Consider the following 13,307-nt stretch of genomic DNA (forward strand, 5'->3'; position numbering starts at 1 on the left):
ATTGACCACGCCCATTCATCAGCAGCTGCGCGACGACGTTTTGGCGAGCGTATTCGCCCCTGACGAGCCCCTCACGGAGGCCAAGCTCACTGCGCGCTATGGTGCTTCGAGAACCCCCGTGCGGGAAGCATTGCAGCGGCTGGAACAGGACGGGCTCGTCGAAAGGCGCGGCAAAGCGGTGGTGATCCGCACGCATTCGGCCGAGGAAATCATCGATATCTACGAGTCGAGAATCATCCTTGAACAGGCTGCCGCTTCCAAAGCTGCACTCAAGGCAACGGCCCTGGACAAGAGCTCGCTCGACGCGCTGCTTGTGAAAATGCGCGGATTGGACATCAATGATGGACCAACCCTTGCGGAAACAAACCGTGCTTTCCACACGCAGCTTTGGCACGCCACCCACAGCCCATCGCTTATCAGCCTGCTGGAGCGCCTGGACCAGCAGGTCCGCCGGTACACCCTCACGACTTTGACCTACCCCGGCAGGTGGCCCGTGGTGCTGGCTGACTATGCCGAACTGCTCGCCGCCATTGAGGAGAACAACCCCGAGTTGGCGGGCCAGGTCGCCGCCCGCCACATGTCAGAGGCCTTGGCCATCAGGTTGAAGATGTACGCCGCGGACCCTAGGACGCTATAGCCCGCACCCACGACCCGGGGACGTTCCCCACCAGGCCCGCCGGCCGATGCTCCTGCATTACTCCATCGCAACAGGTAACCCGAAAGTCGGGCGCAGGACATCGGTCGGCGCAAGAGGTGGGCCAGGCTCACAAGGAACCCGGCCCACCTCGCATTTCATATCAGTCGGGGCTGACCGAGGGGCTCCGGTGTTGGCCCGGCTTGATCATTTCGAACTGCGGGATCGCGTCGGGGTTCGGGCCGCCCCGGAATTTCGGCGATGGCTCGCGTCCTTCGCTGAGGCGTTCGATTTCCTGTTCTTCGAAGATCGCTTCGGCTCCGAGCATGATGGCGGAATCCTCGTTGGTGATTTCGCCACGGAAGGCGCGCACCATGACGGAACGGTCGAACTGGCCTTCCCACTTGGCGACGATGAACGTCGCAACGCAGTTGCCGAGGAGGTTGACGACGACCCGCATGGAGTCCATGAGGCGGTCGGCGCCCAGGAGCAGGGCAACACCGGCAACCGGGAAGATGCCCAGCGCGGCGGCCGTGGCTGAGAGGGCCAGGAACGAGGATCCTGGAACGCCCGCCATGCCCTTCGAGGTCAGGAGCAGCACGCCGAGGGCGGCTAATTGCTGGCCGAGATCAAGGTGGTGTCCGAATGCCTGGGCAAGGAACAGCAGCGAGATCGACAGGTAGATAGCGGCGCCGTCGAGGTTGAATGAATACCCCGTCGGGACCACGAGGCCTGTGGTCGCGCGGGAGCAGCCGGCGTTCGTGAGCTTGGTCATGATCCGGGGCATGACGGCTTCGGTGGAGGCCGTGCCGAGCGCCAGGAGGAATTCCTCGCGGGTGTATTTGAGGAACTGCCAGAGCGGGACGCGTGCGAAGCTCCAGGCGACGAGGAACAACAGTCCGATGAAGACCAAGGCCGCACCATAGCAGGAGGCGATCAGGAGCGCGTACGTGCCAAGCGTGTCCAAGCCGTATTGGCCGATGATGAACGCCATCGCACCGAAGGCACCGATGGGCGCCACTTTCATGATCCAGGACATGATCTTGAAGATCAGTTCCAGCAGCGTTTCCATGAGGCTGATAACCGGAAGGCAGCGCTCGCGGCCGATGACGACGATTGCCGCGCCGAAGAAGACCGAAAAGAAGAGGACCTGGAGCAGGCTGTTGCTCGCGAAGGCCCCGATGACGCTGGTGGGGATGATGTCAAGGAGGAAGGCCGCGGCATCCTTGGGCGGGGCCGTTCCCGTCTTGGCATTCAGCGCATCCTGGGAAAGGGTGCTCGGATCGATGTGGAGTCCAGCGCCCGGCTGGACAAGGTTTCCGACGATGAGGCCGAAAACGAGTGCGAAAAGCGTGGCGCCTGTGAAGTACAGGAGTGCCTTGACCCCGACTCTTCCGACCGCCTTGACGTCGCCCACGGCCGAGATGCCCGTGACGATCACGAGGAAAATCAACGGGGCAATAATCATCTTGATGAGTTGAATGAAACCATCGCCCAGTGGCCGGAGGGTGGACCCGATGTTCGGCCAAAAATGGCCGATGAGCACACCCGCGACGACGGCGATCAGAATTTGGAAGAAGAGCGACTTGTACAGTGGCTTCTTCTTCCGCGGGGCCGAACTCGCCTTCAGCGCCGCAGAGTCTGGAAACTTCATTGATCTGAACCAATCATTTGGGAACAGCCCCCGATTTCGGGGATGAAATCAATGTAATCCCGCTCACACCATTCCACAAGGGGAAATTCAATTTTCACAATGTGGAATCCGGATGATCCAGACCCGCGCCTCTCTACTCCTTGCCTGTGAAGACCCTGAACCCTCGCTCGGAGTCAAAGCCGTGGACTTCCCGGGTATCCAGGGCAGCCATGAACTCCAGCGCCCGGTACGTGATCACCTGTCCCGGGACGAGAATCGGGAAGCCCGGAGGATAGGGGGTCACGAATCCGGCCGAAACAACCTCCTCGCCTCCCTCGATCCTGGCTTTGATGTCCTCGGCAGACAGGTAGGTGGTTGCTCCATCCTTGTAGCTCTCGAAGTAAGCGGCACGGATATCCCCATCGGGGCTGAGCTGATCGCGTCGGTAGCGGTCTGCAAAGCTGCTGAAATCGGGCAGCGGCGGAGTGGCTCCAGGGAGGCACTCGTCGAGACCGGCGCCTGCCGTTTTCCGCGCCGGCCGTGCCTCTTCGAAAGACTCGGCCAGCTTGACCAGGACTTCGATCAGGTAGGCGACGGCGCTCCGCGACGTGCCGATGTTGGTCATGAAGAGCACGGTGTTACGGGAGGTCTTGTTGACTTGGATGCCGTGCTTGTCGGCGAGATACCGGTGCCGGAAAGTGTCGCCGTCGATCCCTGTCCGGCTGATGTCCAGCGTGAGGCGGCTGGGGTCGACGACAAACTCGTCGTGCAGCCAGGCGTCCGCCAGTGCAGCCAGCCCGTCCCGTAGCGGCATGGCGCTGCCGGTTTCCCGATAGGGCGCCGCAATGAGGTCCCTCGACGTGAGGACCCGGAAGTATTTCTTCAGCAGGGCGTGCCGGGCCACCGCCTGGGCAACGATGGTCGCCAGGTCCGCCTGTTTCTGCACCAGGCCGAACCCCTCAAGTTCCACTTGGCGGCGGCCGATATCCAGGGACGCGAGGATCTGGTAATTCGGCGAGGTGGAGGTATGGGTCATATATGCCTCGCGGAACGACTCTTGGTTATGCTCGCTGAAGTCTTGGTCGAAGACATGGATCATGGATCCCTGACGTAGCGAGGTGAGGGTCTTGTGCGTGGACTGCGTGGCGTAGACGCGCAGCCGCGCTTTCGCTGGATCCGGGATAAGCCGGGTCTTGAGCCAGAGTTCATCATCGGCCGGCGCGCCAGTCACCGCGTCGTGGAGCGATGCCGCTTGTTCGGCATGCCTGGCGGCATAGCCGGGATCGCTGAAAGAGGCCTCAAGCTTCTTCGCCGCGGCCATGGCTGTCCTGCGCCGGAAGACGGGGTGGGACCGGGCGAAGGCGAACCACGCTTCGTCCCAAAGGAAGACGAGGTCCGGTTTGATGGCCAGGCATTCTTCCATGACGCGCTCGACGTCATAGACGATGCCGTCGAAGGTGCAGTTGGTCAGGGTGATCATCTTGACTTCGTCCAGGCGCCCGGCACGTCGGTAGGCCAGCAACCGGGCCTTGATGGTGGCCAGTGGAACGGCACCGTAGAACGCGAACTTGTCCAGCGGGTAGGCGTCCAGGTAGGCCACCTGGGCTCCGGCGAGGACGAAAGCGTAGTGGTGGGATTTGTGGCAGTTACGGTCGACGAGGACGACATTCCCCGGAGCGAGGATCGACTGATGAACGATCTTGTTGGCGGTGGATGTTCCATTGGTGACGAAGAACGTTTTCTGGGAACCGAAAGCCCGCGCCGCCAAATCTTGGGCCTCCTTGATCGATCCATGCGGATCCAACAGCGAATCGAGTCCTCCCGACGTCGCGGATGTCTCGGCCAGGAGAAGGTTCATGCCATAGAAATCGGCCATGTCGCGGATCCAGGGAGAGTTCCCCACAGAGCCGCCGCGAGAGATCGGCAAGGCGTGGAAAACGCTGGCAGGCCGCCGGCTGTATTCCTGCAGCGCGGTGAAAAACGGGGTCCTGTAGCGCTCGGCGACGCCCGACAACAGCGAAAGGTGCAAGTCGAGATTGTCTTGCCGGCGGAAAATCCTCCGGAACCGCTTCGTCAGTGAACCCGCGAGGCTCTCCATGGCGACTCCGGCTACCAGGTACACATCCAGTTCGGAGCGTAACTCGGAGATCTGTTCCGCCAGGCTGAGGAACCTTCCCAGCGGTGGCATGCCCGAAAGTTCGGGGCTCACCAGGCCGGAAAGGTACTTCCTCAGATCCCGGCCAAGGGGCTGGCTGCTGCCGATGGCGAATCCCGGGCGGAGGATGCACGCCTGGATGGCAGGGTTCAGAAGCAAGGCAACCAGCGCATCCTCGTAGCTGGGAACCACGACGAGCTCATACGTGAAGGCATCGGACGGCCTCCTTTGGGCCAGCATTTCCGCTTTCAGCGCTTCGCCTTCTTGTTCGGTGATGTCGTCGACAACCAGGACCTCGAACCGGGGACGCTCGCTCGCAGGCCGTGGCACCGCGGACCCTTCGTCCTGGACACCCGGCATGGAGCGCCCGGCCCAGGGCTGCCGCTGTTCCGGATCCGCCTGGCCCGGGTCCACTCGGCCCGGGCCGGCGTGGTCCGGGCGGAGCGGTGCCGGACTGATTGGTGCGGGACTGATTGGCGCGGGACTGATTGGTGCGGGACTGGCGGAAGGCAGCAGATGGGACACTCCGTGGATCAGCTCCAGTCCGGCGGCGTAATCACCGGAGTCCACGCAGGCGAGTAGCGGCGCCAACGCAGCGCTCCCCGGCGCCGCCCAATACAGTTCCGTGGCCTGGAGCAGGCGCAGTGCCTGGACGGTTTGGTCCCGCAGGCCTGAGTGCGACGGCGTTCCCGGGCCGACCTTTGCCAGCTGCTTGAAGGCATACCCGAGGAACTCCCAGGCATCAGCACGCGAACGCCACGCGCTGCTGGGCGTGCCGATCTCCCGCCCTGGAGCTCGGTTGTTGACCTGGCTTCGCTTGCCCAGGGCGGTTTGCTTGGTCAGGGTGGCGCTGTTGTTTCGTGCCGTCATGCCGGGCAACGTGGTTCCGCTTTCCATCAATTCGTTTTGCATCAGGAGCGTCGGCCGCCCTGGGCGAAGGAGCCTGCGACGACGGGCAGGTCTCCGGTGTGGTCGCGACGGGCCTCGGCCGCCGCGAGGATGCGTTTGCGGCAAGCGAACCAGCCGGCAATGAGCATGGGTATCAGGAGCAGTAGGGAAGCGAGGACCCACCGCCCAGTCTCCGAGAAGCCCATCGTAACGAGGACACAGGCAAGGAAGGCGAGTGTGAGGTATGACGTGAAGGGGGCACCGAAGAGCCGGAACGATGGACGAACGGCCTTGCCCAGCCGGACCCAGGCCTGAAGCTTGATGTGGCACAAGATGATCGTTGCCCAGCCGCCGATGATCCCGATCGCAGAGACCTCGAGAACAATCTCGAACACTTTGGACGGCGCCAGGGCATTCAGGCCGACGCCAAGCAGGGTGATCACTGCTGTCAACAGGATGCCGCCATACGGCACCCCCGATTTGCTCATCTTGGCGGTGAACCGTGGCGCGGAGCCATTGACCGCCATGGACCTCAAAATCCGCCCTGTGGAGTACAGCCCCGCGTTCAGGCTCGACAAAGCCGCCGTCAGCACAACAAAGTTCATGACCGACGCCGAAACGGCGGCGGCGTGTGGATCCCCAAGATGCGAGAAGAACGTGACGAAGGGCGATTCGCCGGCTTTGTACGCAGTGAACGGCAAGAGCATGGAGAGCAGGAGCACGGAACCGACGTAGAAGAGCGCGATCCGGAAGACTACCGTGTTGACTGCCTTGGGCATCACCTTTTCCGGGTTGGCAGTTTCGCCTGCTGCCGTACCGACAAGTTCGATCGCGGCATACGCGAACACGACGCCGCTGATTGCCAGCAAAGGCGCCACCGCCCCCGTCGGAAAGGCTCCGCCGTTGTCCAGGATCACGCCCAGTCCGGGAGCGCCGATGTCGGTCTTCCCGCCAAAGACGATGAAGCAGACCCCGACGACGAGGAAAGCCACCAGCGCCGCTACCTTGATCAGCGCGAACCAGAATTCCATCTCTCCGAAGATCTTCACGGAGACGAGGTTGAGGGCCAGGACAATGACGAGGGCGCAAAGTGCGATAAGCCATTGTGGGATCGTTTGCAGCGGCTCCCAGAATTGTCCCCAGAATTTGACGTAAAGCGCCACGGCCGTGACATCGACAATCGACGTCATGGCCCAGTTCAGGAAGTACAACCAGCCAGCCGCGTAGGCAAGCTTCTCGCCGTAGAACTCCCTCGCATAGGACACGAACGAGCCTGAGGATGGCCGGTGGAGGACCAGTTCGCCGAGGGCCCGCAGAATCAGGAACGCAAAGAAGCCGCAAAGGGCGTAGACCAGGACCAGGGCCGGACCGGAACCATTCAATCGGCCGCCCGCCCCCATGAAGAGGCCCGTTCCGATTGCGCCCCCGATCGCTATCATCTGGATCTGGCGGGGCTTGAGCGTCTTGTGATAACCAGCATCCTCACGTGAAAAGTCCTGCGCGGCGGTTGAACGGTCGCCAACAAGCTCCCGGTTGTTTTCCAGCGAATCAGCGGGATCAAGCCCGGCAATCCGGGCCCCCGCGATCGGGCTCGGCGCAGGCTGGTTCAGTGTGCGTTTCATTCCAGGGGTCTCCTTTGACTCCGGTTCCGCGGGTGCGGCTGCATGCTCCAGGATTTGTCCCCCGGCTCGCGTGGAATCACAGCGGCACTGCTGAATCGCCAGAGGGGGGGACGGAAAACAACTCTAGGTTCCGGCGCAAGGGAAGGAACTGTCTGGCCAGCTAAATTCGTCCGATCCCCGTTGTGCTTGGATGACAATCCGGTTCCCGCAGAGTGCGAGTAATGTTCAAAGCTGTGAGCGCGGTTAGGCCGCTTAGAGGAAGTGAATACGGGTGGCACCCCTTGAATCTGCCGAGCATGTCAGTGGCGCCATGCTCAGCGACATACTTGAAGACCTTGGCGTCGACAACGGCCAGCTGCTGGTCCCTCCTGGAAGGGACAATGGCACGGTTCGTGAAACGGTCATCGCGGACGCCGAGGACGAGACTCCAGTCCAACGCGGGAGCTTGGTCCTGCTGATCGGAGTCCGGGGCCGTGCGGCGTTGCCTAGCGTTCGTAGGCTCATTCCGGACTACCCCGCCGCAGTCGCGGTGAAAGGGAACGAGGAGGAGCTGGACGCCGTCAGGGAAGTGCTGCTTCCCACCGGAATCGGCCTAATCGCCGTGTCCCCGGCAATGAGCTGGGGCGCGCTGGAGGGCATCGCCAAGAACCGCATCCAGGAGCCTGCATTTTCCACCGACGCCTCCACGATCATGCACAGGGATCTTTTTGCGATCGCCCAGACCACCGCGACACTGGCCAACGGCCACGTGGTCATTGAGGATCCGGCAAACCGCGTCCTGGCGTACTCACCGGCATCCAACGACGTCGATGAACTCCGCAGGCTCTCCATCCTGGCCCGACGCGGGCCGGAGCGTTACCAAAAACTGTTGAAGGAGTCGGGTGTCTACAAGCACCTGCAAGCGGCCGAAGCTCCCATCCATATGGAAGCCAACCCGACGGAAGGCCTCCGGGAACGGGTGGCGATCGGCATCCACGCGGGCAACAGGATCCTGGGGTACATCTGGCTTCAGGAAGGGAAGGAACCTCTCGCTCCCAACACGGACAAGCTCATGGTTGGAGCGGCCCGCCACGCGGCCATAGAACTGGTCCGGCACCGCAACGAGCAGTCCCAGGCACTACGGCGAGACAGGATCTCCAGCCTTCTGAGCGGCACCGCCCAGATCCACGCCCAGGCACAGTCTGCAGGTATCGATCCCTCCAAGCCGGCCGTCCTCGTCCTGATTTCCGCCAAAGGCGACGACGAGTCCGCAGCAGGATTGCAACTGCGACGCGGCGAGCTGGCCAATGTGGCATCGATCCATGCGGCCGCCTACCGTCCAGGTGCCGTGGTGGGAGCCATCGGTCTGGAAATTGCCATGGTTCTTCCCGACCTCGACCCCATAAAGTCCCCGCCGGCCATCAACCGCCTCATCAACGTCATTGTGAGGGACGCAAGGGTCCACCTCCACTGCCAGGTGCAGGCCGCCGTCGGGCCCGTCGTCGAACGCCTGGACGCCCTGCACGGCACCCTTGAGCACGTCCGCAGCGTTCTCAAGGTCCTGGAAAGCACACCCTCGATCCATGTGGCGTCCTACGCCGACGTGGAAACCACCGTTTTGACGAAGGAATTGCTGGCGCTGCTTGCCTCCAGGAGCGATCTTCGGCATGGCGGCATCACCCTACTGTGCAGCCGGTACCCGGAATTCGCGACAACGCTGCTGACGTACCTTGAATTCTTCGGGGATGTGAATCGCTGCGCGGAGGAGCTGGCCGTCCACAGGAACACGGTGCACTACCGGCTGCGGCGCGCGTGCGAAGTAGCCGGCATCGATCTCTCCTCCGCAGAGCAACGGTTGCTCGCGCATCTTCAGCTCAGGCTGTGGACCCACTCCGAAGGACGACGCTAAGAACATGGACCTCCAGAATCTCCTCGACGACATTGTCGGCACGGTTCGGCCTTTGCTCGGCCAAGGGGCGCCCGCGGACTACATCCCGAGCCTCGCCGCCGTGGATACCAAGCAATTCGGCATTTCGGTGGCCACCGCCAACGGCGATGTGGTCTCCTCCGGCGACGCTGACGTGCCTTTCTCCATTCAGAGCATTTCCAAGGTCTATGCCCTCGCGTTGGTGCTGGCCCGGGACGGCGACCACATCTGGAAGCGGGTGTTCCGGGAACCCTCCGGAAACCCGTTCAATTCCCTCGTGCAGCTCGAACACGAAGACGGAATTCCGCGCAATCCCTTCATTAACGCCGGGGCCCTGGTTGTCACGGACAGGTTGCTCAGCATTGCGGGCAGCTCGCCCTCTCCCGTCCGGGAATTGCTTCGGCAGGAAAGCGGTAACCCCTCCCTCGACACCGACCCCGAGGTGGCCGCGTCCGAGGCAGCGAACAGTCACCGCAACGCCTCGCTGGCACACTTCCTGGCCAGCTACGGAAACCTCGAAAACCCCGTGGACTCGGTCCTTGAGGCCTACATCAACCAGTGCGCACTCGAAATGAGCTGCACAGATCTGGCCCTTGCGAGCAGGTTCCTGGCCAACAACGGGCTGCGCGCGGACGGGACGGCCTTGCTCTCCCCATCACAGACCAAGAGGATCAATGCAGTCATGCTCACGTGCGGCACCTACGACGCGGCAGGCGAATTCGCCTACCGCGTGGGAATCCCGGGCAAGAGCGGCGTGGGCGGCGGAATCGTGGCCGTGGTGCCGGGCAACTGCACGGTGTGCGTGTGGAGCCCGGGCTTGGGACGATCGGGGAATTCGCTGGCCGGCGTTGCCGCGCTGGATGAGTTCACCACCCGGACGGGCTGGTCGATCTTCTGACCGGGCCGGTCGTTCAACCAAGGCCAGTTAGCCGCGCCCCACGAACGGCATCCCCGCCGCGGTCACCACCACTGAACCAACATTTGCCGACGACGGCATGTCGGCCATCATGAGCACCGCGCGGGCGGCGTCCTCCACCGGGAACATCGGCTCCACCCGGCGGGTCCCATCGGCCTGGAGCGCACCCGAGCCCACGCCGATGGTGTCCATGATCTCGGTACGCGTGTTGCCGATATCGATCTGCCCGCAGCTGATGCCATAGGCACGTCCGTCCAGTTCAATGCTCTTGGTCAGGCCGCTCATGGCGTGCTTGCTCACCGTGTACGCGACGGACAATGGCCGCGGCGAATGCGCGGAAATAGAGCCGTTGTTGATGATGCGGCCGCCTTGCGGCTCCTGCGCTTTCATGGTCCGCACAGCCTCGGCGGCACACAGCATGGATCCGGTGACGTTGACCGCCAGGGTCGCCTCCCAGTCAGCGACGCTGATCTCGTCCACTCCGCCACTGGGACCGAAGATGCCCGCGTTGTTGAAGAGGACGTCCACCCTCCCCCAGCGTTGGCGGGCGGCGGCGAAAAGGCGCGCGACGTCGTCGGGCGCAGTCACGTCGCACGGCACCACCAGCGCTTCCGGGTGGCCGTCAGCCGTCTCGAGAAGCTGCGCTTCCCGTCGCCCCGCGAGGGCAACGTTGTAGCCTTCCGCGAGGAAAAGCCGGGCGACCGCCCGCCCGATCCCGGACCCCGCCCCGGTCACGACGGCGACGCGGGGCTGGGTGGGGATGGTTTCGCTCACTCGGTTCTCCTGCTTTGTCTAACCTGCGGCGGGCGCCGTGGCGGTGTCGGTTACAGTCAACGGCCAGCCTATGACGGTCTTGGGGCGCGGTGTGGCGTAAGTCCGGACCTTGGACGTGGACAGTCCGAGACGGACAAGCGACTCGGCGACGGTCACTGCCGCGGCCACTCCGTCCACTACCGGAACTCCGCAGCGCTGGCGGATCTGTTCGTCGAGGCCCGCCATCCCGCCGCAGCCGAGGACAATGACTTCGGCTTTGTCGTCCCGCACGGCGCGTTCGGCCTGCTCGACAATTGCTTTGACTGCCCGGTCCGGGTATTCCTCCAGCTCCAGCACGGCCATGCCGCTCGCACGGACGGAGGCGCAACGGTCGTCAAGCCCGGCAAGTTTGAGGCGGTCCTCGATCAGCGGGACCGCGCGGTCCAGGGTGGTGACCACGGAGTATTTGTGGCCGAGGAACATCGCCGTGCTGGCCGCGGCCTCGGTGATGTCCACCACCGGCACGTCGAGGAGCTCCTGGAGTCCCTCGCGGCCGTGCTCGCCATAGCCGGCCTGGATGACAGCGTCGAACGGTTCGGGGTAGTTGACCACGCGGTCCATCACCGCGATGGCCGCGAGGTAGCTTTCAAAGTTCCCTTCGCAGGAGTCCGCGCCGAAGCGCGGGGTGATGCCGATGATCTCGGTACCGGGAGCCGCGACACTTCGTGCCTGGGCTGCGATGGAGTCGGTCATGGATTGGGTGGTGTTGACGTTTGCGACGAGGATGCGCATGGGTTCCTCCTGGCTCTAGTGGTTGCTGACGACGGCGATCGGCTCGCCGGAGACGTCGGTATGCTGTTGCTTCCTGTCTGCGAACAGGTAGTAGCACAACGCCCCGATGCCCGCGCCGAAGAACCAAGCGAACGGCGCCACTTCTTCCAGTGCCGGGATGAACGCGATAAGGACGGCGACGACGGCGGCCGGAACCATTGCGGCGACCGCCCGGGGGTTGACGCCGCGCTTGTAGAAGTAGGTACCCGAAGGATGGTCCGTGTACAGGTCGAGGACGTTGACCTTACCGCGGCGAACGAGCCAGTAGTCGGCCATGACGACGCCGAACAGCGGGCCGAGCAGCGCACCGAGTCCGCCCAGGAAGTACACGATCACCAAGGGGTTGTTGTAGAGGTTCCACGGCAGGATGATCAGGCCGATGGTGCCGCTCACCCAGGCCGCCTTGCGGAAGTTCAGGTGCTTGGGGAAGAGGTTGGTCAACGCGTAGACCGGTGCCACGAAGTTCGCCATGAGGTTCACCGCGATGGTCAGGATCAGCAGGGCGAGGCAGGCCAGGACGAGGAAGAGCGTGTTGGGGATGCTCTGCACGATATCCGAGGGGCTTTCGATGATCCTGCCGTTGATCTTGTACTGGCCGCCGGCCATGATGACCACGATCGAGCCGAACAGGAGCATGTTGATGGGGATGCCCCAGAAATTACCACGCACAATCGACTTCTTGGACACCGAGGAACGGGTGAAGTCACAGAAGTTCAGGACGAAGGTTCCGTAGATGGAGACCCAGAGGGCGCCGCCGGCAAAGATCGTGCGCCACATTTCCCCTCCTTCGAGGCCCTTGATGCCGGACCATTGGATGGCGCCCCCGGCCTCCACGAAAACCCAGATGGCGATGGCAAGCATCGTGGCGAGAATGATGGGTCCCGCGAAGGCCTCGTACTTGCGGATCATCTCCATGCCGAAGCTGACGATGATCAGCTGGACGATCCAGAGCGACACGAAGGCGATCCAGCCAAGGGTGGACAGGCCCAGGATCGAGTTGGCGTCCATGTCCTTGAGTCCAGGGAACATGGCGACAAGCATGACCCGGAGCACCACGGAGGCAAGGTATGTCTGGATTCCGAACCAGGCGATAGCCACCGCGCCACGGACCAGGCTGGCCAGTTGTGCGCCGCGGATGCCAAAGCTGATCCGGCTCATCACAGGGAAAGGGACACCCGTCTTCTGGCCCATGAATCCGGAGAAGGTCAGGAGGGTGAACAGCAAGACCGCGCCGATGCCCAGGGCGACGAGGATCTGCCACCCACCCAGGCCAAGCGAAAAGAGGCCGATGGCGAAGGCATAGTTGCCAAGGCTGTGGACGTCGTTGGCCCAGAGGGTGAAGATGCTGTAGCTGGTCCAGCGTCTACCTTCTTTTTTCGTGGGGGCAAGGTCGAGGTTATAGAGGCTGGGGCTAATGGTGCGGCCCGCGGCGACGGACGCTACATCGCACAGGGTTTCAGTTCCTACTGACGGATGGGCCGAGCTGCCTGGCAGTATGGTCTGCTCCGGAGCCGTCGTGACGCCGACCGGGGGAGTCGATTGCATCGGGGATCTCCACTTCTTTGTGGTGCTGCAACTAGGTTTCCGGGACGCTGTGAGAGGAATCAAGGTTTTTCGCATCGTGGAATCTAGTTATTGAATAGTGAAATAACTTTATGAGCTAGGTCACCTTTGGTCAAGGGCTGCACTCCCCGCGGCGGTCACAAACGGCCGCGCGGGGGCTGCGGGCCCTGTAGCCGCCGGCCTTCGCCGGGCGAGATTGACGCTTCGCAAACGCCTAGCTAATCTCGAAAGACAGAATTTAATTCTCACAATACGAAATTTCCACACACGTTTCAGCGCGCACTACAGTGCAAGCGCCCAGACATTCAATGAAGAGAGGTTGGACGTGGCTGCAGGAGAAGAGACCTCACACATCCTTAGCGGGTTGACTTCCCAGCTGCCTGATCGTGATCCGGAAGAGACTGCC

General features: G+C 62.8%; 9 protein-coding genes. 3 read left to right on the forward strand and 6 right to left on the reverse strand.

Translation table 11 applies throughout. The annotated features are described in order from the left end of the window. Position 1 precedes the first annotated feature (1 nt). A complete protein-coding gene (locus J2S96_RS15295) occupies positions 2-637 on the forward strand; it encodes a GntR family transcriptional regulator (protein ID WP_306865304.1) in 636 nt (211 codons plus the stop codon). Positions 638-797: 160 nt separating this feature from the next. Here the strand turns inward: J2S96_RS15295 and J2S96_RS15300 are convergent, their stop codons facing one another. From J2S96_RS15300 to J2S96_RS15310, 3 genes are all read right to left on the reverse strand, one after another. Continuing rightward, a complete protein-coding gene (locus J2S96_RS15300; RefSeq protein ID WP_306865307.1) occupies positions 798-2,288 on the reverse strand; it encodes a cation:dicarboxylate symporter family transporter in 1,491 nt (496 codons plus the stop codon). Positions 2,289-2,421: 133 nt separating this feature from the next. After that, a complete protein-coding gene (locus tag J2S96_RS15305) occupies positions 2,422-5,319 on the reverse strand; it encodes an aminotransferase class I/II-fold pyridoxal phosphate-dependent enzyme (protein ID WP_306865309.1) in 2,898 nt (965 codons plus the stop codon). Positions 5,320-5,333: 14 nt separating this feature from the next. After that, positions 5,334-6,932: an amino acid permease gene (locus tag J2S96_RS15310; protein ID WP_306865311.1), complete on the reverse strand. Its 1,599-nt coding sequence runs from the start codon at positions 6,930-6,932 to the stop codon at positions 5,334-5,336. Positions 6,933-7,203: 271 nt separating this feature from the next. Here J2S96_RS15310 and J2S96_RS15315 point away from each other — a divergent pair, with 271 nt between their 5' ends. Together J2S96_RS15315 and J2S96_RS15320 are read left to right on the forward strand one after the other, a co-directional pair. Next, a complete protein-coding gene (locus tag J2S96_RS15315; RefSeq protein ID WP_306865314.1) occupies positions 7,204-8,820 on the forward strand; it encodes a PucR family transcriptional regulator in 1,617 nt (538 codons plus the stop codon). A gap of 4 nt (positions 8,821-8,824) precedes the next feature. Then, a complete protein-coding gene (locus J2S96_RS15320; protein WP_306865318.1) occupies positions 8,825-9,736 on the forward strand; it encodes a glutaminase in 912 nt (303 codons plus the stop codon). A 27-nt stretch (positions 9,737-9,763) separates the two neighbouring features. Here J2S96_RS15320 and J2S96_RS15325 read toward each other — a convergent pair whose 3' ends face one another. Genes J2S96_RS15325 through J2S96_RS15335 form a run of 3 tightly spaced genes read right to left on the reverse strand, consistent with a single transcriptional unit; the run spans position 9,764 to position 12,883 of the window. Continuing rightward, positions 9,764-10,528: an SDR family oxidoreductase gene (locus J2S96_RS15325; protein WP_306865321.1), complete on the reverse strand. Its 765-nt coding sequence runs from the start codon at positions 10,526-10,528 to the stop codon at positions 9,764-9,766. A gap of 18 nt (positions 10,529-10,546) precedes the next feature. Next, positions 10,547-11,299, reverse strand: coding sequence for an aspartate/glutamate racemase family protein (locus J2S96_RS15330; protein WP_306865324.1), 753 nt, complete (start codon positions 11,297-11,299; stop codon positions 10,547-10,549). 15 nt (positions 11,300-11,314) lie between these two features. Then, on the reverse strand, positions 11,315-12,883 hold the full coding sequence (locus J2S96_RS15335; RefSeq protein WP_306865327.1) for an NCS1 family nucleobase:cation symporter-1: 1,569 nt from the start codon (positions 12,881-12,883) through the stop codon (positions 11,315-11,317). Between the last annotated feature and the right edge of the window lie 424 nt (positions 12,884-13,307).

It is taken from the genome of Arthrobacter bambusae (assembly GCF_030812595.1).
GTDB classification, from domain to species: Bacteria; Actinomycetota; Actinomycetes; order Actinomycetales; family Micrococcaceae; genus Arthrobacter; species Arthrobacter bambusae_B.